The 20,223-nt window shown below is 70.9% G+C and carries 18 protein-coding genes; 10 read left to right on the top strand and 8 right to left on the bottom strand.

The window, feature by feature from the left end; translation table 11 throughout:
- Position 1 precedes the first annotated feature (1 nt).
- Entirely contained in the window at positions 2-2,554 is a 2,553-nt protein-coding gene (locus KME77_RS29520; RefSeq protein WP_246610596.1) for an FxsB family cyclophane-forming radical SAM/SPASM peptide maturase, read from the bottom strand.
- Between the two features lie 530 nt (positions 2,555-3,084).
- Here KME77_RS29520 and KME77_RS23420 point away from each other — a divergent pair.
- Positions 3,085-3,486 carry a PPOX class F420-dependent oxidoreductase gene (locus KME77_RS23420; protein WP_219471088.1) on the top strand — a complete coding sequence of 134 codons (402 nt, stop codon included), beginning with the start codon at positions 3,085-3,087 and terminating at the stop codon, positions 3,484-3,486.
- A gap of 77 nt (positions 3,487-3,563) precedes the next feature.
- Positions 3,564-5,714 (top strand): RNA polymerase recycling motor ATPase HelR, encoded by a 2,151-nt coding sequence (helR, locus tag KME77_RS23415; protein WP_219471087.1) that lies wholly within the window; start codon positions 3,564-3,566, stop codon positions 5,712-5,714.
- Between the two features lie 24 nt (positions 5,715-5,738).
- Here the strand turns inward: helR and KME77_RS23410 are convergent, their stop codons facing one another.
- A complete protein-coding gene (locus KME77_RS23410) occupies positions 5,739-6,227 on the bottom strand; it encodes a hypothetical protein (protein ID WP_219471086.1) in 489 nt (162 codons plus the stop codon).
- 124 nt (positions 6,228-6,351) lie between these two features.
- Here KME77_RS23410 and KME77_RS23405 point away from each other — a divergent pair, with 124 nt between their 5' ends.
- The 4 genes from KME77_RS23405 to KME77_RS23390 are packed head-to-tail and all read left to right on the top strand — an operon-like array spanning position 6,352 to position 9,835.
- Positions 6,352-7,260 carry an ABC transporter ATP-binding protein gene (locus tag KME77_RS23405; RefSeq protein ID WP_219471085.1) on the top strand — a complete coding sequence of 303 codons (909 nt, stop codon included), beginning with the start codon at positions 6,352-6,354 and terminating at the stop codon, positions 7,258-7,260.
- 25 nt (positions 7,261-7,285) lie between these two features.
- Complete coding sequence (locus tag KME77_RS23400) at positions 7,286-7,990, top strand: ABC transporter permease (RefSeq protein WP_219471084.1); 705 nt, start codon at positions 7,286-7,288, stop codon at positions 7,988-7,990.
- A 2-nt stretch (positions 7,991-7,992) separates the two neighbouring features.
- Positions 7,993-9,201, top strand: a complete 1,209-nt coding sequence (locus KME77_RS23395; RefSeq protein WP_219471083.1) for a sensor histidine kinase — start codon at positions 7,993-7,995, stop codon at positions 9,199-9,201.
- A complete protein-coding gene (locus KME77_RS23390) occupies positions 9,194-9,835 on the top strand; it encodes a response regulator (protein ID WP_219471082.1) in 642 nt (213 codons plus the stop codon). The genes KME77_RS23395 and KME77_RS23390 overlap by 8 nt, the downstream gene beginning before the upstream one ends.
- On the opposite strand, the gene KME77_RS23385 is transcribed toward KME77_RS23390, so the two are convergent.
- The 4 genes from KME77_RS23385 to KME77_RS23370 all read right to left on the bottom strand — a co-directional run bounded on the left by KME77_RS23385 (position 9,832) and on the right by KME77_RS23370 (position 12,480).
- Positions 9,832-10,179, bottom strand: coding sequence for a hypothetical protein (locus tag KME77_RS23385; RefSeq protein ID WP_219471081.1), 348 nt, complete (start codon positions 10,177-10,179; stop codon positions 9,832-9,834). The genes KME77_RS23390 and KME77_RS23385 overlap by 4 nt on opposite strands.
- Before the next feature lie 103 nt (positions 10,180-10,282).
- A complete protein-coding gene (locus KME77_RS23380) occupies positions 10,283-11,470 on the bottom strand; it encodes a MarP family serine protease (RefSeq protein WP_219471080.1) in 1,188 nt (395 codons plus the stop codon).
- 114 nt (positions 11,471-11,584) lie between these two features.
- Complete coding sequence (locus KME77_RS23375; RefSeq protein ID WP_219471079.1) at positions 11,585-11,974, bottom strand: GNAT family N-acetyltransferase; 390 nt, start codon at positions 11,972-11,974, stop codon at positions 11,585-11,587.
- Complete coding sequence (locus KME77_RS23370; protein ID WP_219471078.1) at positions 11,971-12,480, bottom strand: NUDIX hydrolase; 510 nt, start codon at positions 12,478-12,480, stop codon at positions 11,971-11,973. The genes KME77_RS23375 and KME77_RS23370 overlap by 4 nt, the downstream gene beginning before the upstream one ends.
- Positions 12,481-12,530: 50 nt before the next feature.
- Between KME77_RS23370 and KME77_RS23365 the strand changes: the two genes are divergently transcribed.
- A complete protein-coding gene (locus tag KME77_RS23365; RefSeq protein WP_219471077.1) occupies positions 12,531-13,643 on the top strand; it encodes a calcium:cation antiporter in 1,113 nt (370 codons plus the stop codon).
- Between the two features lie 60 nt (positions 13,644-13,703).
- On the opposite strand, the gene KME77_RS23360 is transcribed toward KME77_RS23365, so the two are convergent.
- Both KME77_RS23360 and KME77_RS23355 read right to left on the bottom strand, forming a co-directional pair.
- On the bottom strand, positions 13,704-14,447 hold the full coding sequence (locus KME77_RS23360) for an ABC transporter permease (RefSeq protein ID WP_219471076.1): 744 nt from the start codon (positions 14,445-14,447) through the stop codon (positions 13,704-13,706).
- Positions 14,428-15,381: an ATP-binding cassette domain-containing protein gene (locus KME77_RS23355; protein WP_219471075.1), complete on the bottom strand. Its 954-nt coding sequence runs from the start codon at positions 15,379-15,381 to the stop codon at positions 14,428-14,430. The genes KME77_RS23360 and KME77_RS23355 overlap by 20 nt, the downstream gene beginning before the upstream one ends.
- A gap of 250 nt (positions 15,382-15,631) precedes the next feature.
- Here KME77_RS23355 and KME77_RS23350 point away from each other — a divergent pair, with 250 nt between their 5' ends.
- The 3 genes from KME77_RS23350 to KME77_RS23340 form a co-directional block, all read left to right on the top strand.
- Positions 15,632-16,639, top strand: coding sequence for a lysozyme (locus tag KME77_RS23350; RefSeq protein WP_219471074.1), 1,008 nt, complete (start codon positions 15,632-15,634; stop codon positions 16,637-16,639).
- Between the two features lie 69 nt (positions 16,640-16,708).
- Positions 16,709-17,221, top strand: a complete 513-nt coding sequence (locus KME77_RS23345; RefSeq protein WP_219471073.1) for a C40 family peptidase — start codon at positions 16,709-16,711, stop codon at positions 17,219-17,221.
- A 27-nt stretch (positions 17,222-17,248) separates the two neighbouring features.
- The coding region (locus KME77_RS23340) for an ATP-binding protein (protein WP_219471072.1) at positions 17,249-20,223 on the top strand (2,975 nt) is incomplete at its 3' end.

The raw sequence follows: 20,223 nt of genomic DNA, 5'->3' as shown, positions 1-20,223 counted from the left end.
CTCAGCCGAGTGACGGCATTCGGTCGGCCGGTGGTTCGCCGTTGCGCCGGCGCCAGCCGGTCAGGTGCCGGTCGGCTGAGGCGCCCGCGTGGCGAGCGGCTTCGGCCGGAACGTCCTCGGCGCACATCAGTGCGATCGTGCCGGCCATCTCGGCGGCGAACAGGTCGCCCTCGGTGGTCAGCCGGCCGCTCGCCCGCAGCGTCCGGATCGCCGCCTCGGTGCCGTCGCGCCACCGGGCGAACTCCGTGTGGGCGCGAAGCAGCAGGTTGTGTGGATGCGGCTCCTGGCGTTCCACCTGCCAGAAGGCCGCGATGCCCATGTGCGCGTACGCGCCCTGGAGCAGGCCGCCCAGCGGACGGGGGTCGTCGCGCCAGGGGGCATAGTAGCGGCTGCCGTCGTCCGGCTGCGTCAGCGGGATCAGGTCCAGCAGACCGGTCAGTTTCGCGTGCTGGGACTCGTGTGCCAAGGTCACCGCGTATGAGTGTGGGTCGGGCGGCGTGGAGATCCCGATGTTGCCGAAGGCCAGTTTCGACGTGGCGCTGGAGGTGCCATTCTCTGGCGCGATCAATGGTGTCAGCACCGTGACCACCGCGCTGGTTTCCTCGGCGACCAGTGGGTGCCGCTCGACGAGGATCTCCCAGGCGGGTTGGAGCACCGTCGCCCACCGGCGGAGATCCTCTTCACTCAGCCTCTCCTCGGTACGCCGCGCGCCCGGCATCCGTCCCGGATCGAGGTCGTCGACGACGAACTCGACCGCCACCCCCCGGTGCGAGGCGCTGATGCGGCGTAGTCCCTCCCACCCCGGCCCCTGGCCAAGGGACACTGTGATGCCACCGGCGCTGATCTCCGCCTCACCGTCAGCGGTGCGGACGACAGCGAGCCCGCCGCCGTCGGGGAAGAGCGCGCGGCCCAGTGACGGGAGTACGACCGCGCCGTCCAGCACGGGCACCTCGATCGTCTCGCCGCGCCCGGACCGGATCGCCGCGACCGCGGCCAGCGACGCCATGGCGGTCGGGGTCGTCCAAGGGGCCGGAGGCGTCTGGCCGTTGAGCGCGTGGAGCGTCCGCAGTCCCCAGGATCCGACGGTCGGATAGCGGAGCACTTCCCGGGTGACGTCGGGTGCGGCTTCCTGGATGTCGGCGAGCAGCTCGTAGGCGTGCCGCACCGCGGCGTCGTCCTTGGAGAAGTCGCGAAGCCCGCGCAGGAGCAGCAGGCGCTTGCTGTCCTGTGCCGCCCATAGGTGGTCGGCGGCGTCGCGGCCGCCCCTGCCTGTGGCGAGTTCGAGGAAAACCTCTTTGGGCAGGCGGTGCGGTGCCAACGTCATGCCGGATGAGTGCCTTTCTGCGGGATCGGTGATCTGACGACGTCGGCCGCGGTCGTGTATCGCGGCGATGTCGTGGCGCACCGTCTGCTGGATGTGTTCGATGAGCCGGAAGAGATCGCGGCAGTAGACACTGGGATTGGCGAATCCGGTGCCCGGACGGTAACGATGGGGATAGAGCCCTCCACCGCACACGCGCCGCACCTCGCACGCCTGGCACTCGGGCGACAGCGCGCGTTCGCCGATCTGCCGGGCGGCGATCGAGGGCAGCATGAGGGCGGTGTCGAAGGCGTCGGCGGTGCTCACGTGCAGAGGCGTCCGGGTGGCTCCGTCGTAGGCCGATTTGAGGCTGTCCACCTGTTCGACGCCGCCGTTGGTCTCCACCACGACCACGGCTACCGGGGAGAGCCCGACGGCCTCGCTGCGTGACGGACGTCCGAGCACAAGACGGATGATCTCGTCGAACAACCGGATCCGGGTCTCGCGCCGCGGCGCGTGGTACCAGCGATCGAAGATGGCGATGAGCCAGTCGCCGTACGGGGCGTCCGGGCTGTCCGGGGGGCGGCCCGGCGGAGGCGTCTCCCAGGTGCCGTGCGGCAGCAGGAAGTCCATCGTCGGCGGGTCGTACGCCAGGAGCGCCTCGTACGTGCCGACGGGATCGTTGCGCAGGTCGACGGTGCAGAGCAGCCCGTTGAACAGGTGCCGGAAGGCAGGGGAGGTGAGTTTGATCAGCCCGGCGTGGACCCGGTCGTAGCTGCTCTGGCCCGCCGGTCCGAGGCGGTGGCGGTCGTTGGCCTCGCGATCGCCGTCGAGACTCACCGCGACGAGTACGCCGAGCTCGTCGAACGTCTTCAGGAAGGAGGAGTCCAGGAGCACGCCGTTGGTCTGCACCTGGACGTTCACCGTCACGCCGGGATCGACCGCGTCGCGTACGGCTCCCACCGCGTAACGGATGTGCTCGGTGCCGACGAGCAGGGGCTCACCACCGTGGAGAATGACATCCACCTGGGACAGGCGGTTGATTCGCGCGTGTTCGGCGATGCGCGCGGCGGCGGAGTCGATCGTCGCCTGCGACATCCGCCGGGGCTGACGACGCCAGCCCTGATCAGCCATCTCGTACATGTAGCAGTAGGTGCAGGCGAGATTGCACCTACTGTGAATCTTGAGCACAAACTGCTGGAAGGGCGTGGGACGCCAGCCGCTCTCGAGCAGGGCGTTGATGTCGAGATCCATGGGCCATTCGAGGTGTGACCCAGTCTCTGCGGACTCCGAACTCACGCCCACCATCCCTTAAGGGGAGATTTGAGCATTACGACACCAGATCCGTTCATCGACTATGTGCGACCGCAGAAGAGATATTCCTTCGCGGAGGTAGGTGTGTCATTGTCGATGACTGAACTCGTTCGTCTTCATCCAGCCTCACCCCTGTGGCACGTCGGGAGCCTACCGCTGATTCATGGCGATCGTGTCTCGTTCGAATAACCGGTCGCGCGCGAGATCAGGGGTGTAGCCGTCGGTGGCTGTGGGTGATGCGCGTGCTCGTGCTGTTCGCGGGGCCGGGCCGCGTTCGGCTCGTCGGCCGACGATGAGGGAAAGGGGAGTGACCGCTCCTTTCCACTTTCAACCTATAGCGCACCCGGGGGCTTGCGGCAAGCCCCCGGCGGTGTCGCATAATCGTCGGCCGAGGCCAGAACCTGCGGAAATGGGAGTAGAAAAGTGCGCGTGCCGATGCCGACGATCAAGTCGTACGGGGGCGGGGGCCCATGCTGACGCGCAGGGTCTTCACTCCGGCGGAGCTCGACTATCTGGCCACGCAGCCCATCGGGCGGCTGGCCACCGTCTCGCCTGACGGGCAGGTCCAGGCCAATCCGACCAACTTCTTCGTCGACGCCGGCACCGGCACGATCGTCATCGGCGGGCACGCGCTGGGGGCGTCGAAGAAGTTCCGGAACGTGCAGAGGGGCAGCACGGTCGCGTTCGTGGTGGACGACCTGGCGACGGTCGATCCGTGGGCGCCTCGGGGGATCGAGGTCCGGGGGACGGCGGTGGCGCTGACGGACCATGAGCCGCCGGTGCCGTCGTTCTCGCGGGAGATCATCAAGATCACGCCTGTCAAGATCGTCTCGTGGAATCTGGACGGGCCGCGGGCGAGTCGTACGGTCTGACATCTGTGCAAGCCAGACATGTCTGTGCAAACCATACGGGGCCGTCGTGCCAGCAACCTCAGATCGGAGCCACCAGCGTGAACCCGCTGACCATCAGCGCGTTTGACCTCCCCGACAACCTCTCCGCCAAGGCCGCCCCCAAGCTGATCGCCGCCGACGAGCAGCAATTCGCCGCCATCGCCGAGAGCCTCGAACAGTCGATCGCCGAGCTGTCCGAGCGCCTCGACGCCGAGCGCAAGGCCCCCGGCGGCAAGGGCCGGCAGGCGCTGGACCGGGACCTGGAGATCCACCGGCTGACCGCCCGCCTGCGCGCGCTGCGCCGCTTCGGCCTGGACCTGTGCCTCGGCCACATGGTCGGCGCGGACGACTCCGAGCCCGTGTACGTCGGACGCCTCGGCCTCACCGACAGCGAGGGGCGCCGGCTGCTGCTCGACTGGCGTTCCCCGGCGGCCGAGCCGTTCTTCGGAGCCACCCACGCCAACCCGATGGGGCTGGCGAGCCGCCGCCGGTACCGCTGGACCCGGGGCCGGATCAGCGACTACTGGGACGAGGTGTTCACCTCGGACGGGTTCGAGGGGCACGCCGCGCTCGACGACCAGTCCGCCTTCATCGCCAGCCTGGGCAGCAACCGGTCGCCCCGGATGCGGGACGTGCTCGGCACCATCCAGGCCGACCAGGACGCCATCATCCGCGCGGGATCACGCGGCGCCCTGGTCGTGGACGGCGGTCCGGGTACGGGCAAGACCGTCGTCGCCCTGCACCGCTCCGCGTACCTGCTCTACTCCGACCCTCGGCTCGGGCACCATCGGGGCGGCGTGCTGTTCGTCGGGCCGCATCAGCCGTACCTGGCCTATGTCGCCGACGTGCTGCCCAGCCTGGGCGAGGAGGGCGTGCAGACCTGCACGCTGCGCGACCTCGTCGCCGAGGGGGCCGCGGCGGGGGTCGAGGCCGACCCGGAGGCGGCCCTGCTCAAGTCCTCCGCGAACATGGTGAAGGCGATCGAGCCGGCCGTCCGCTTCTACGAGAACCCGCCCACCAAGGGCATGACGGTCACGACCCACTGGTCCGACATCTGGCTGAGCGCCGAGGACTGGGCCGAGGCGTTCGAGGCGCCCGATCCCGGTACGCCGCACAACGACGCACGTGACCAGATCTGGGAGGAACTGCTCACGATCCTGCTGGACAAGTACGACGGCGAGACCTCACCCGACCTGCTGCGCCGGTCACTGCTCCAGAACAGGGAACTGCTGACCACCTTCAACCGCGCCTGGCCGGTGATCGAGGCGGCCGACCTCGTCGGCGACCTGTGGACGGTGCCCGCCTACCTGCGTAAATGCGCTCCCTGGCTCAGCATCGACGACGTACGGCGGCTGCAGCGCGCGGACGCCCAGGCCTGGACGGTGTCCGACCTGCCGCTCCTGGACGCGGCCCGGCAGCGGCTCGGCGACCCGGAGGCGTCACGGCGCAAGCGCCGGCACAACGCCTCCGTCGCCGCGCAACGCGAACGCATGACGCAGGTCGTCGACAACCTGCTGGAGGCCGACGACGACGGCGAGGGCCTGGTGACGATGCTGCGCGGCGAGGACATGCGCAACAGCCTGGTCGACGAGACCGCGCTGCCCAACGACGTGGACCCGGACTGGCTGGCCGGACCGTTCGCGCACGTCGTCGTGGACGAGGCCCAGGAGCTCACCGACGCGGAGTGGCAGATGCTGCTGCTGCGCTGCCCGTCCCGGAGCTTCACCATCGTGGGGGACCGCGCGCAGGCGCGGCACGGGTTCACGGAGTCGTGGCAGGAACGGCTGAAGCGGGTCGGGCTCGACCGGATCGACCTGGCCTCCCTGAGCATCAACTACCGGACGCCGGAAGAGATCATGGCCGAGGCCGAGCCGGTCATCCGGGCCGTGCTGCCGGACGCCAACGTGCCGACCTCCATCCGCAGCAGCGACGTTCCCGTCGTACACGGGTCCACCTCCGAGCTGGGCTCGGTCCTCGACGCCTGGCTCGCCGCGCACGCCGAGGGCATCGCCTGCGTGATCGGCGACCCGGCGTTCCGGGAGAGGCCGCGGGTACGGTCGCTGACGCCGGAGCTGTCGAAGGGGCTGGAGTTCGACCTGGTCGTCCTTGTTGATCCGGAGGGGTTCGGGGAGGGGATCGAGGGGGCGGTGGACCGATATGTCGCGATGACCCGGGCGACCCAGCAACTCGTCATCCTCACGAGCCCCTGACACCGACTGAACGTTGGTGTGTGATCAGTGGCAGCGGGGATCCCAGCCGGGGTCGTGGTTGTTGTCCTGGATCTCGACGATGATCAGCCTGTCGTCGTCGAAGGTCAGCGGGAACGGTGGCGCTTTCGAAGGCGTCCAGACGATGACGGACACGCCGGTCCCCTCGGCCCCGAGGTTCGCGGCCTCGTAGTGGCGTACGACCCGGTCCACCGGCAGCTTCGTCCGCAGGTTGAACCTGAGGCGGTAGTCGCAGTGGTTGCTGTTGCCCCGCAGGCCCACTGACGCCTGTACCTCGTCGTCGGCGAAGCTGGTCTCCGGCGGGAGCGGATGGCTCAGGAAACGGTCGGCGAGGCCGTCGAGGTGCCGGTCATGACCCCATTGAAGGGCCGTGATCAGCGCATAGAGCAGCAGGAACGGTGCCGCGATCACCGCCAGGGGTAACCAGCGCCGTTTGACTCTCGGTGTCGAGGACGGCCGCGTCCTGAGGACGCCGTCCTGTGCGGTGCCAGACATGACCCCATTGTCATCAACCGAACTGTCATCAACCGAACGGTGGATTCTCGAACTAGCCTCAACCGCCCCACACCATGGCCGCCAGGTCGATTCGCTCCGAGCGCCGCCAGAAGATCCTTGAGTCATGGCAGTCATCGAAGTCACCGGCCTCGCCAAGAGGTACGCCGACCTGACCGTTCTGGACAAGGTGTCGTTCTCCGTCGAGGAGGGCGAGATCTTCGGCATCCTCGGCCCGAACGGCGCCGGCAAGACCACCACCGTCGAGTGCGTCGAGGGTCTCCGGCAGGCCGACAGCGGATCCATCAGGGTTCTCGGGCTGGACCCGATCAAGGACGGCAGGGCGCTGCGTGAGCAGATCGGGGTGCAGCTCCAGCACACCCAGCTGCCGGAGAACATCAAGGTCTGGGAGGCCCTCGACCTCTACGCCTCCTTCTACGCGGCCCCGCGCGACTGGCGGGAGCTGGTGGAGCAGTGGGGGCTGGCCGACAAGCGGGACGCCCGCTTCGGGAAGCTGTCGGGCGGGCAGAAGCAGCGGCTGTTCATCGCGCTGGCGCTGATCGGCAACCCGCGGGTGGCCTTCCTCGACGAGCTGACGACGGGGCTCGACCCGCAGGCGCGCCGGGCCACGTGGGAGCTGATCAAGCAGGTACGCGCGAGCGGCGTCACCGTGGTGCTGGTCAGCCACTTCATGGACGAGGTCGAGGAGCTGTGCGACCGGGTCGCGGTGTTCGACCGGGGCGGCATCGTCGCGATCGACACCCCGCGCGGGCTGATCGAGGGCATCGACGCCGAGCACCAGATGCGGTTCACGCTGATGGCGGCGGCCGACCCGGAGGCGCTGCTCGCGGACCTGCCGGGCGTGTCGGGCGTGGTCAGGGACGGGGACCGGGTGGTCGTCACCGGGCGGGGGGACTTCGCCACGGCCGTCACGGCCCGGCTCGCGCGTCACCACGTGCTGGTCAGCGATCTGCGGATCGACAAGCGGACGCTGGACGACGCGTTTCTCGCTCTCACCGGCCGTTCCTTCAACTGACTTCCAAGTGATCAGGAGACTTACCATGACCGCGCTCGCCAAGCTCACCGCCGTCGAGTTGAAGCTCCTGGTCAGGGAGCCGGGATCGATGTTCACGGTGCTCATCCCGCTGTTCATCCTGGTGGTCTTCGGAAGCTCGATCGAGCCTGGAGACACCATGCTGCTCCCGATGGCGCTGGCCATCGCCGTGGGGCTGGTCGGGCTGTACATGCTGCCCACGACGCTCGCCACGTACCGCGAAAGGGGCATCCTGCGCAGACTGTCCACCACCCCGCTGCGGCCGGTGAACATGCTGGTGGTCCAGCTCCTGATGCAACTGGTCCTGGCGGTCGCCGCCTGCGGGCTGCTGCTGGTCGTCGCGGGGACCGTGCTGGGCGCGCGGCTGCCCGGCGCGGGGTGGGCGGTCGTGGCGACGCTGCTGCTGGGGACGGCGGCGATGTTCTCGATCGGCCTGCTCATCGCGTCCCTCGCGGCGAACGGGCGCACCGCCAACGGCGTCGGCGTGCTGCTGTACTTCCCGATGGCCTTCCTGGCGGGGCTGATGCAGCCGGCGAACCAGATGCCCGCGCTCCTGGCCCGGATCGGCGAATACACTCCGTTGGGGGCTTTCCGGCAGTCGTTGCAGGATGTCTGGGCGGGTGGTTCGCCGAGCGTCGTGCTGCTGGGCGTGATGGCCGCGTACGCGGTGGTGCTGAGCGCGGCCGCGGCGAGGTTCTTTCGGTGGGAGTGAGCGTGACGCGGCTGGACCGGTGGGAACGGCAACTGGAGCGGTACACGGCCGCCGCCCCGTACATCCTGCTCACCGTCTCCACCGTGCTCTACCTGCTCACCGAGGAGCGGCAGCCGTGGAGCCAGCGGCTGGTCACGCTCGGCCTGGCGGTGCTGGCCGCCGCGTGGATCGCGCTCGTGTCGCGCGGCGGGGCGAAGGCCCTGTACGTCACGGGCCTGATCCTGATGATCGTGGTGCTGAGCTTCCGGGGAGTGTGGTTCGCGACCTTCTTCGGCTTCGTCGGCTACCTCCACTCGTGGCGGTACCTGCGCGGCGGCTGGCGGTTCGCGGGCGTGACCGCCACGGCGGCCGGCACGGTCGCCGTCTACAGCGGCGGGCTGCTGGAGCCCACCGCGTGGGGCATTCTCACCTATCTGTTCTTCACCGGCGCCATCGTGGCCCTGGTGGGCCTGTTCAGCTTCGTCGGCGAGGTGACCATGGAACGCAGCGCCGAGCGTAAGAGGATGGTGGTCCAGCTCGAAGAGGCGATGCGGGAGAACGCGGGCCTGCACGCCCAGCTCCTGGTCCAGGCGAGGGAGGCGGGGATCATGGACGAGCGGCAGCGCATGGCGGGCGAGATCCACGACACGCTCGCCCAGGGCCTGACCGGCATCATCACCCAGCTCCAGGCCTCGACACGGGCCAAGGACGACGAGGACGCGCGCGAACGCCACGTCGGCAACGCCGTCCGCCTGGCCAAGGAGAGCCTGGCCGAGGCGCGCAGGTCCATCCACGCCGTCGGTCCCGGGCCGCTGGAGTCCGCCCCGCTGCCGGAGGCGCTGGCCCAGGTCGTGGCCGAATGGTCCGAGCTGAACGCCGTACGAGCGGACGTGACCACCACTGGTACGGTCCGTCCCATGCATCCCGAGGTGGAGGAGACGCTGCTGCGTACGGCCCAGGAGGCGCTGGCCAACGTGGCCAAGCACGCCGGCGCGGGGCGGGTCGGGCTGACGCTGTCGTACATGGAGGACGTGGTCGCCCTGGACGTACGCGACGACGGCGCCGGGTTCGACCCCGAGCGGGCACGCGACGGCGGCGGCTTCGGGCTCACCTCGATGCGCAGGCGGGTGGACCGCCTGGCCGGCGCCCTGGAGATCGAGTCGGAGCCCGGCGCGGGCACCGCGATCTCCGCCAGCGTCCCGGCCGTCCCCCGGGAGGCTCCGCGTGCCTGAGACGCCCGAGTCGCCCATCCGGCTGCTGATCGCCGACGACCATCCCGTGGTCCGCGACGGGATCCGGGGGATGTTCACCGGCGATCCGGGCTTCGACGTGCTCGGCGAGGCGGGCGACGGCGCCCAGGCCGTCGACCTGGCCCGCGTGCTCGACCCCGACGTCATCCTGATGGACCTGCGCATGCCGCGGATGGACGGGGTGACGGCCATCAAGGAGCTCGTCCGGCTCGGCGTCCGGGCGCGTGTGCTGGTGCTGACCACGTACGACACCGACAAGGACGTCCTGCCCGCCATCGAGGCCGGCGCGACCGGGTACGTGCTCAAGGACACCGACCGCGACGAATTGATCCGCGCCGTGCACGCGGCGGCCAGGGGCGAGGCCGTGCTGTCCCCGTCGGTGGCGACCCGCCTGCTCGGGCAGGTGCGCGCACCGGTCGACCCGCTCAGCTCGCGCGAGCTGGAGGTCCTGCGGCTGATCGCGGACGGCGCCTCCAACCGTGAGGCGGCCGCCCGGTTGTTCATCAGCGAGGCCACCGTGAAGAGCCACGTCCTGCACATCTACGCCAAGCTGGGCGTCAACGACCGGGCGGCGGCGGTCGCGGTCGCCTTCCGCCGCGGCCTGCTGACCTCCTAGAAGGCACGTCGCCGCTGCCACCAGGGCAGGTGGGGTGGGGCCTGGAGGTCGGGTGAGGTCCGGCTGAGGAAGTACCGGTCGAGGGGGAGGATCAGCGCGCCCAGGTGCGGCCTGGCCCAGGGCGGCAACGCGGTCAGGGCCCGTTGCAGTCGCCACCGGGGCGCGTCCCCGCTGCACTCGGGACACATGCAGATGACCTCGACATGGTCGGCGGTGCCCATGAAGACCGCCGCCTGCCAGGCCACCAGGGCCTGCGCCACCTCGCCGGGACGCATCCTGCCGTGTTCGAGGGCGGTCACCGCGGCCATGGGACGGCGGCCGAGCCCGGGAACGTGATGGATCAAGGCTCTGTGGGCTCCGCACACCGATCCTCGCGTGCGGACCTCGGAGGGGCGCCTACGCGGCATGGCCCTTTCTGGTCGATGTCATGAGTGCGATGATCGCACGCTAGTCGCAGGCCTGGGTGCTCACCGGCTGGGTGGCGGTGGCGGCGGTGCGGGCGTCCTCGGAGACCTCGCCGGCCGTCAGGACGTACCCCTTGTCCTCCTGGCTGGTCTGGGCGGCGAAGATGACGCCGAAGACGCGGCCGGTGACGGTGAGCAGGGGGCCGCCGGAGTTGCCCTGCTGCACCAGGCCGCGGATCAGGTACACCTCGCGGGTCACCTGGGTGTTGCGGTAGATGTCGGGGCTGGAGGCGGTCTGCTGGGCGGCGATGCGGGCGGCGCGGGTGGTGAAGCCCTGGTCCTGGGGGTAGCCGGCGATGACGGCGTCGTCGCCCTTCTGCGCGTTGCCGTCGAAGGTCAGGTGCGGCAGGTTCAGGCCGGGCACGTACAGGACGGCCACGTCGCGCTGGGGGTTGTAGTGGACGACGGTGGCCGGGCGAGGCTGCCGGGTGTGGTCGATGACCTGCAGGTTGGTGTTGACGCCGGCGACCACGTGGGCGTTGGTCATGATGTGGTCGGGGGCGTACACGAAGCCGGTGCCGGAGATCTGCTTGTTGCAGGAGCGCGCGATGCCCTGCACCTGGACGATCGCGGTCACGGCCTGGGTCAGGGCCGGGCCGCGCAGGATGCCGGCGTCCGGCTCGGGCACGTCGACGCGCGCGTTGCCGCCGATCGCGTCGAGCACGGGCGGGAAGTCCGAACGGTCGATGAACTGCTTGAACGGCCGCTGCCAGTCGCGCGCCGCCTCGGGCATGGCGCCGTCGACCGTGGTCAGCAGGGCCGAGCCGCGGATCTGGTCCACGACCAGGGCGAACGAGCTGGACACCAGCAGGCTGCCGACCAGCCACGCGATCACCAGCACGGACAGGGCGCCGACCACGCTGCCGCCGATCGCGTCGAGCGTCTTGGCGGGCTGGTGGGTCAGGTGGCTGCGGACGACCGCGCCCAGGGTGGAGGTGGCGAGCTGGCCGAGCGCCGCGGCGACCAGGACGATCACGAGGGCGAGCAGCGCCTGCGCGATGTCGCCGTCCACCGCCTGCGCGATCGGGGGCGCGATGAAGATGCCGAACACGCATCCGCCGACGAAGCCGACAAAACTCATCACACCGGTGATGAAGCCCTGGCGGTAACCGGAGACGCCGAAGCCGATGACGAGTGCGATCAGAATGAGGTCAAGCAGATCACCCTGCACCGGGGACAGATAATCACAGACCTCCTGTTTCGGCATAGTGGCCGCGCAGGAGCAGGGCGCGCGGACGTCAGGCCGGCAGAGCGCTCGGGCGTCAAGCCGACAGGGCGCTTGGCCTCACAACTGCATGAGGGCCGCTGAGGTGGGGCGGAAGCCGCATTCGGCGTAGAAGCGCTCCAGGTGGGGCTCGTAGTCGACGTGCAGCCACTCCGCTCCGCGGGCCTTCGCCTCGGCGGCGGCGGCGCGGACCAGGCGTACGCCGAGGCCCGCCCGGCGCTCGTCCGGGTGCACGGTGGTGTCCAGGACGAAGGCGTGGATGCCGCCGTCGGTGGCGACGTTCACGAAGCCGACCAGGCGGTCCGCGCGGTGGGCGGCGATCCAGCAGAGGCTGTGGCTCAGCGTGCGGGCGAAGGGGACGGGCTCGTGACCCGGCCACGAGGCGCCGAACAGCTCGTTGAGGTCGTCGTCGGTCAGCGGCGGGCAGGTACTGAGGACAACGCCGGTCAAAGGAGCCTCCGGTACGCGATCAGCCAGGCGTTCCCCGCGCACCGCGACTCCACCTCCGGCGGCGTCAGCCAGTCGGCGAGGGTGCTCTCGGACCCCTCCGGGGGCCGCACGGCGGGCCCGGGCGTGCCGAGCCGTGCGGTGAACATCACCAGGTTCGTCAGCGACGGATACCGGTAGTCGGCGGGCGCCGGCTCCGTCAGCACGATCCGCAGCCAGGCGAACAGCGACAGATCGTCGGGTCGCAGCGCCAGCCCGGTCTCCTCGGCCAGCTCGCGCACGGCGGTGTCCACCGGCGACTCGCCGGGCTCGACGTGTCCGCCGGGGATGTCCCAGCCGCGCCCCACCCGGTCGACGCACGTCAGCAGCATCCGGTCCGTGTCGTCCAGCACGATCGCGAAAGCCGAGGTGATCACTCCCTCCGTGGGTAGCCGAGAGGACAGCGTGACCTCCAGCCGGTGCGCCGCGGGAATCCACGGCACGGCGGTGGTCGCGATAATTTGGTCCATGATCCCCCCATAACGGATGATCGGTAGCAAAATTGGGCAACAGTCTGTACATGGTCCGTTACATCGCGACGCGGTGGACTGTCATGGTTCCCGTGCTGGCACTCCTCGCACTGGTGGTGTCGTGGGGACGTGAGCTCCCGATCGTAGTGGTGATCATCGTCGCCGTGCTGCTCGCCGGGGCCGTGCTGGCCGCCGTGCACCACGCCGAGGTGATCGCGCACCGGGTGGGGGAGCCGTTCGGGTCGCTGGTGCTGGCCGTGGCGGTGACGGTGATCGAGGTGGCGCTGATCGTCAGCCTGATGATCTCCGGCGGCGAGAAGTCGGCGTCGCTGGCCCGCGACACGGTGTTCGCCGCCGTCATGATCACGTGTAACGGCATCGTCGGGCTGTCGCTGCTCAGCGGCTCGCTGCGGCGGAAGGTGGCGGTGTTCAACGCCGAGGGCACGGGCGGCGCGCTCGCCACCGTCGCGACGCTGAGCACGCTCAGCCTCGCGCTGCCGACGTTCACGACGAGCGCGGCCGGGCCCGCGTTCTCGACCGCGCAACTCGGGTTCGCAGCGGTGGTGTCGCTGCTGCTGTACGGGCTGTTCGTGCTGACGCAGACCGTACGCCACCGCGACTACTTCCTCCCGGTGGCCACCGGATCGGGCACGGTGACCACCGGATCGGGGGACGTCCCCCAGGAGGAGCACGCGCCGCGCCCCTCGGGACGCACCGCGATGGCCAGCCTCGGGCTGCTGCTGGTGGCGCTCGTGGCGGTCGTCGGCCTGGCCAAGGTCGAGTCGCCGGTGATCGAGACGGCGGTGAACACGGCCGGGCTGCCGCAGGCGGTGGTCGGCGTGGTGATCGCGCTGCTCGTCCTGCTTCCCGAGACCATCGCCGCCGTACGGGCCGCCAAGCGCGACCAGGTTCAGATTAGCCTCAACCTGGCCCTGGGCTCGGCGATGGCCAGCATCGGGCTGACGATCCCGACCATCGCGGTGGCCTCGTTCTGGCTGGACGGCCCGCTGGTGCTCGGGCTCGGCGCGACGCACCTGGTGCTGATGGGGCTGACCTTCGTGGTCACGACGCTCACCGTGGTGCCGGGCCGGGCGACGGTGCTGCAGAGCGGCGTGCACCTGGTGCTGTTCGCCGCGTTCCTCTTCCTGGCGATCAGCCCGTAGAGCTTCTGGCGATCAGCCTGTGGGGCTTCCTGGCGATCAGTCCGTGGAGCCGGAGATCGTTCAGACGCCGCGTCTCATGGCGCGGGTGCCGAGCCAGAGGCCGAGCACGGCCAGCAGCAGGCTCGCGACCAGGCCGTGCAGGACGGACGGGTGGACGAGGTCGCCGGAGAAGAGCCGGCGCTCGGCGTTCACGACGTACGTGATCGGGTTGAGCTGCCCGGCGACGCGCAGCCACGCGGGGCCGGACTCGACCGGTAGCAGCACCCCCGACAGCAGCAGCACCGGGAACAGCACCACCTCCATGACCATGTAGAACAGTGTCCCGCCCGGCGCCGACCTGATCGCCAGCACGAACGACAGCGCGCCCAGCCCGACCCCCAGCACCAGCAGCAGCGCGAGCCCGGCCAGCACCCCGGCGGGATGCGGGCGGAAGCCCAGCGGCAGCGCCAGCAGGATGATCAGGACGGCCTGGCAGAGCAGGATCACGGTCTCCTTCATCGTCCTGCCGACCAGCATGGCCGTACGGCTCATCGGGGTCACCATCAGCCGCTCCATCGAGCCGCCGATCAGCTCCATCAGCAGCAGGTAGCCGGCCGACATGGGCGCCGTCAGGGACATCATGACGAGGATGCCCGGCACGAACCACTGCCACGACGCCCCCATCGCCCCGTCGAGCAGCGCCCCGAACAGGAACAGGAACAACAGCGGCTGCCCCATCGTGAACAGCAGCCCGACGGGCTCGCGCAGCGGGGGCATGATCTCCCGGCTGAGGACGGTGGCGGTGTCACGCAGGAATGTCGTCATCGGTCAGGCTTCTCCCGGTGAGGGTGAGGAACACGTCGTCGAGGGTTGGCCGGGTGGTCTCGGCGGTCACGGCCTTGACGCCGGCCGCGTCCAGGGCGCGCAGGTACTCGGGCAGCGCCGCGGCGGCGTTGGCGACGCGCAGCCGCACGGTCGTTCCGTTGGCGATCTCGGAGGACACGGCCGCGCCGATCCGGGCCGCCGTCGCGGCGTCCTGCTCGGTCGCGGTGGTGATCGTGACGTGGTCCCCGGCCAGGTCGTTCTTGAGCTGCTCGGCGGTGCCGTCCGCGATGATCTCGCCGTTGTCGATGACCACCACGCGCTCGGCCATGCTGTCGGCCTCCTCGAGGTAGTGCGTGGTCAGGAACAGCGTCGTCCCGTACGCCTCGCGCAGCCGCAGGATGTGCGACCAGACCTCGGCCCGGCTCTTGGGGTCGAGGCCGGTTGAGGGCTCGTCGAGGAAGAGCAGGGCGGGCCGGTGGACCAGGCCGAGCGCGATGTCGAGGCGGCGGCGCTGGCCGCCCGACAGCGTGTTGGGCCCGCGCTTGGCGAGCGGGCGCAGGTCGAGCAGGTCGAGCAGTTCGTCGGCGCGGGCGGCCGCCTCGCGCCGGGTCATGCGGTAGCAGCGGCCCTGGGTGACGAGCTCGTCGCGGACGCGGAAGGTCTCGCCCGCGCCGTTCTTCTGGCCGACGTACCCGATGCGGGCGCGCACGGCGGCGGGGTCGCGGGCGACGTCGTGGCCGGCCACGGTGGCGGTGCCGGAGGTGGGCGGGAGCAGGGTGGTCAGCATGCGCAGGGTGGTGGACTTCCCGGCGCCGTTCGGGCCGAGGAAGGCGATGAGCTGGCCCTCCTCGACGTCGAGGTCGATGCCGCGTACGGCCTCGACCCTCTGTTTCTTGAGCTTGAACACACGGGTCAGTCCGCGGGCGTGGATCATGGTGGTTGCCCTCCGGGCATGGCGAAGAAACCCCAGGTCAGGGGCGGGGGAGAGGATCGGGATCAGCTTGCGCCCATCCGGGCCGGTTTGGCAAACGTGAATGTCACGTTTACATACGGCTCTGACCTGCGAAAACGCCATGTTGTCCACAGGCTGTGGATAACGAATTTCCGGCGCTTGAAATGCGGTTTTATACCGACGTGGGAGAATTTCTTGCGACGGTGCGCGGCGCTCCGCGATGATCTGCCGCGTGAAGCGCTTGGTGCTGTTGACCGCTCTGGCAACCGCCGGGCTGACCGGCACGGCGTGGGCCGCGGACGGGATCCCCGGCGTGGACGTCAGCAACTGGACCGGCGAGGTCGACTGGCCGGAGGTCGCCTCCGGCGGCGGGAAGTTCGCGTTCGTCCACGCCACCGAGGGGACCGACTACCGCAACCCCGTCTTCGGCGCTCAGTACGACGGCGCCGCCGACGCGGGGCTGCTGCGCGGCGCGTACCACTTCGCGCAGCCGCACGAGTCGGACGGCGCCGCCCAGGCCGACTTCTTCCTCCAGAACGGCGGCGACTGGAAGACCGACGGCCGGACGCTGCCCGGCGTGCTCGATCTGGAGGAGAACCCGTACAAGGACAAGAACGGCAAGAACGGCTGCTACGACCTCTCCCAGAAGGACATGGTCGCCTGGATCAAGTCCTTCACCACGACGTACAAGCAGCGGACCGGCCGGCAGGCGATCATCTACACCACCCGCGCCTGGTGGCAGACGTGCACCGGCGACTCGGACAGGTTCGGCGCACATCCGCTGTGGCTGGCGCGCTGGGGCGGCGACCCGGGCGAGATGCCGAAGGGCTGGGAGCGGCAGACGTTCTGGCAGTCGGCGGAGAAGGGGACGCTGGCCGGCGGCCAGAACTCCTTCAACGGCTCGCAGGCCGAGCTGGAGGAGCTGGCCAACCCGCCGGCCGAGGTGACGGTCTCGGGCTCGTACAGGAACAGGAGGTTGTACTGGGTCACCGTCGCCAACAGCGGCCCCGTCACGGTCACGCACGTCAAGGTGAGCGGGCGCGCGTTCGGCGGCCAGCGGGTGGTGGCCGCGCAAGGCTGCGACTTCAGCGGGACGGCGGTGCGCTGCGACGTGGCCGAGCTGCGGCACGGCCAGCGCGTGACGTTCTGGTTCACCACGAACGCGAAGGCCAAGGGCAAGGGCAAGGTGGGCATGCGGTTCGCGGTCGGCACGGTAAAGCTCACCATCACCGCACGCTAAGTACCGATAAAGCAGAATAAATTCCGACATCTCCGTTAAAGGGGGCATGCGGTGTCGGGATGGCGCGGAATGGCGGTCGCGCTGGCGCTCGTCCTGCTGACCGCCTCCGCGTCGCTGCCCATCCTGGTGCGCCCGTACCCGTCGGCGATCGTCAGGCTCGCCTACGAGATCGAGGGGCGCGGGATCGTCTACTCGTGGGGCGGCGGCCACGCGAGCGACCCGGGTCCCTCCAAGGGAACGTGCCTGGGTTACCAGGGCAGGATCCGGCCGTGCCCGGCGGCCAGGACGCGGGGGCTGGACTGCTCGGGGTTCACCCGGTGGGTGTACGCGATGGCGCACGGCGTGGACGTGCTCGGGCCGGGCACGACCGACGACCATGTGCGCAGGATGCACCGGGTGAAGAAGCCCGTCCCCGGCGATCTCATTTTCTTCGGAAAAATCACGAAAAAGACCGTCAAGACGCACCATGTGGGCATCTATCTCGGTCATGGCAGGATGATGAACGCGCCCGAGACCGGAGCCTCCGTACGCGTCGACGACATCCGCCGCATCAAGGACTTCGCGGGCTTCTACCGGTACTGAGGGGACCGGTACGGAAAGGAGAGGCCCATGCTGCCGTCTTTGCGGGTGAGTGTCCTTGGACCGCTCCAGGCCGCGCTCGGCGACCGTACCCTCGACCTCGGCCCCGCCAGGCAGCGCGCCGTCGTCGCCCGGCTGGTGGCGGCGGGCGGGCAGGTGGTCTCCACCGACCGGTTCATCCATGACCTGTGGCAGGAGCAGCCGCCGCCCAAGGCGCTGGCCGCCCTCCAGGTGTACGTCTCGAACCTGCGCCGCGTCCTGGAGCCGACCCGGCCGCCGCGCGCCCCCGCCACGGTGATCGTCAGCGCCCCGCCCGGCTACCGGCTCGACCTGCCCGACGAGGCCGTGGACGCCTGGCGGCTGCCCTCGCTCATCGACGCCGCGGGCGCCGCGCTCAAGCGGGGCGACGGGGCCGCCGCGCACCGCCTGCTCGACGAGGCGCTCGGGCTGTGGGCAGGGCCCGCGTACGGGGAGTTCGGCGATCACTGGACGGCCCCGGAGGTGTCCAGGCTGGCCGAGCTGCGGCTGATCGCCGTCGAGTACCGTGGCGAGGCCGCGCTGATGCTGGGCCGCCACGCCGAGGCCGTGCCCGAGCTGCGCCGGCACGCCAACGCCCACCCGCTGCGCGAGAACGCCGTGCGCCTGCTCGCCCTGGCCCACTACCGCTCCGGCAGCCAGGCGGAGGCGCTGGCCGTGCTCAGGAGGGCCCGCGAACGGCTCGCCGACGAGCTGGGCGTCGATCCAGGGCCCGCGCTCCGTGCCCTCGAACAGGACATCCTGCACCAGTCGGACTCCCTGCACGCGCCCGAGGTGGTGGACCGCGTCCCCGAACGCCCCGCCGCCCGGCCCGAGCCCACACTCGTCGGCAGGGACCGCGAGCTGGCGGTGCTGCGCGAGGAGGCCGGCCTGCGCGGGACGGCGGCGCCGGGCGGCCAGGCCGGCACGCGCGGGGCGGCCTCGGGCGGCGAGGCCGATTCCCCAGCGCGCCGCACGATCTGGCTGGCCGGCGAGCCGGGCTCGGGCAAGAGCGCGCTGGTGGAGACGTACGCGGCCGAGCTGGAGGGGCGCGGCTGGCGCGTCGCGATCGGCCGCTGCCCGGAGATCGACGGCGGCGCCCCGCCCGCCTGGGCGTGGAGCGAGATCGTCAGGTGGCTGGCCGCGGCCGTGCCGCCCGCCGACCCGGAACGGCTCGCGCCGCTGCTGCGCGACGGCACGCCGATCCAGAACCAGTTCCACCTGGCCAGGGCGGTCGGCGACTACCTGGCCGGCGCCGCGCCGCTGCTCGTGGTGCTGGAGGACGTGCACCGCGCCGACGGCGAGACCCTGCACCTGCTGCGGCACGTACCGGATCTGCTGGTGATCGCCACGTACCGGCAGGACGAGGCCGGCGACGACCTGCGCGCCACCATCGCCATGCTCGCCTCCCGCAGCCGGCACCTGGAGCTGGGCGGCCTGCCGGACGACGACATCGCCGCGCTGCTCGCGCGGATCTCCGAGAGCGAGCCCGAGGCCGCGACCGTGCGGACCGTCGCCGAGCGCACGGGCGGCAACCCGCTGTTCGTCTGCGAGATCGCCCGGCTGCTCGCGGCCGACGGGCAGGCCGCCGCGAACGCGCTGCCGCCCGGCGTGCGCGGCCTCATCCGCCGCCGCATCACCCGCCTGCCCGCCACCGCGCAGACCGTGCTGCGCAACGCCGCCATCGTCGGCCGGGACGTCGACGTGGACGTGCTCGTCGCGCTGCACGACGGCGAGGAGGACACGGTCCTGGACGGCCTGGAGGCCGGGGTCATGACCGGCCTGCTCACCGAGCCCGCCCCGGGACGGGTCCGTTTCGCGCACGTGCTGGTCAGGCAGGCCCTGTACGAGGACACGGCCCGCATCCGCCGCACCAGGCTGCACGGCCGCGTCGTGACGGCCCTGGAGCGCGTGCGCCCGGCGGACGTCGCCGCGCTCGCCCACCACGCGCTGGAGGCCGCGGCCCCGCAGGCGGTCGGCTACGCCAGGGCCGCCGCGATCCAGGCGTCCGGCCTGCACGCGCACCGCGAGGCGGCGGCGCTGTGGCGGGCGGCGCTGCAGTTCGCGGCCGACGACGAGACCCGGCTCGACGTGCTGTGCGGGCTGGTGTCGTCGCTGGCCCACGCCGGTGACGTGCTGGGCGCGGTCGCCGCGCGAGCCCTGGCCGTGGAGACGGGGCTGCGCACCGGCCAGGTGGCCAGGGCGCTGACCTCGTACGACGCCCCGGTGAGCTGGACGATCCAGCAGGACACCCGCCTGGACGAGGAGTTCGTGGCGGCCGTGGAGTCGGAGCTGGCCGCCGGGCCGGACCAGGAGACGCGCTGCCGGCTGCTGGCCGCGCTGGTGTTCGCGCTGGAGGGGCACGACGACGCGCGGGTGGACGCCGTCAGCGCCGAGGCGGTGGACCTGGCCCGCCGGCTGGACCGGCCCGACCTGCTCTGCCTCGCGCTGAACGCCCGCTACTTCGCGGTGCTCGCGCCCGAGCGCAGGGACGAGCTGGCCGCGCTGGGCGCCGAGCTGCTGGAGCTCGGCCGTACGCACCGGCTGGTGGGCTACCTCACCCAGGGCCACCACTCGCTGCTCATGGTCAGCCTGGGCAGGAACGACCTGGAGAGCGCGCGGGAGCACGCCGACCAGGGGGTCGCGCTGGCCACCAGCGGCCAGCTCGGGCAGGCGCTGGCCGTGCACGCGCTGTACGGCGCGCTGCGGCGGCTCATCGAGGGCGACTTCGACGCCGCCGAGTTCACCTACACCGCCCTGACCAGGCAACTGGGCGAGAGCGGCGGCGCGAACGCCGAGGCGATGGGCGCGCTCGCCAGGTTCGTCGTCCGCCACGCGCGCGGCGACGCCCGGCGCTCCGTCGGCGAGCTGCGGGAGCTGTACGAGCGGGTGCGCAGTTCCGGGATGCGCGAGCTGTACGCCGCCGTGCTGGTCGCCGACGGCGACCTCGACGGCGCCAGGCGGGTGTGGCGGCCGGACGAGTCGCCTCC

Source organism: Nonomuraea rhizosphaerae, from assembly GCF_019396405.1.
Taxonomy (GTDB): Bacteria; Actinomycetota; Actinomycetes; order Streptosporangiales; family Streptosporangiaceae; genus Nonomuraea; species Nonomuraea rhizosphaerae.
The sequence above is the reverse complement of the archived record's forward strand: the minus strand, read 5'-3'. Positions and strand labels throughout refer to the sequence as shown.

Excerpts from the sequence above, each read along its gene's own strand:
- KME77_RS23360 (WP_219471076.1), bottom strand. The coding sequence starts at position 14,447 with ATGACGACATTCCTGCGTGACACCGCCACCGTCCTCAGCCGGGAGATC.
- KME77_RS23355 (WP_219471075.1), bottom strand. The coding sequence starts at position 15,381 with ATGATCCACGCCCGCGGACTGACCCGTGTGTTCAAGCTCAAGAAACAG.
- KME77_RS23365 (WP_219471077.1), top strand. The coding sequence starts at position 12,531 with ATGGTCCGTTACATCGCGACGCGGTGGACTGTCATGGTTCCCGTGCTG.
- KME77_RS23345 (WP_219471073.1), top strand. The coding sequence starts at position 16,709 with ATGGCGGTCGCGCTGGCGCTCGTCCTGCTGACCGCCTCCGCGTCGCTG.
- KME77_RS23370 (WP_219471078.1), bottom strand. The coding sequence starts at position 12,480 with ATGGACCAAATTATCGCGACCACCGCCGTGCCGTGGATTCCCGCGGCG.
- KME77_RS23410 (WP_219471086.1), bottom strand. The coding sequence starts at position 6,227 with ATGTCTGGCACCGCACAGGACGGCGTCCTCAGGACGCGGCCGTCCTCG.
- KME77_RS23400 (WP_219471084.1), top strand. The coding sequence starts at position 7,286 with ATGACCGCGCTCGCCAAGCTCACCGCCGTCGAGTTGAAGCTCCTGGTC.
- KME77_RS23405 (WP_219471085.1), top strand. The coding sequence starts at position 6,352 with ATGGCAGTCATCGAAGTCACCGGCCTCGCCAAGAGGTACGCCGACCTG.
- KME77_RS29520 (WP_246610596.1), bottom strand. The coding sequence starts at position 2,554 with ATGGATCTCGACATCAACGCCCTGCTCGAGAGCGGCTGGCGTCCCACG.
- KME77_RS23420 (WP_219471088.1), top strand. The coding sequence starts at position 3,085 with ATGCTGACGCGCAGGGTCTTCACTCCGGCGGAGCTCGACTATCTGGCC.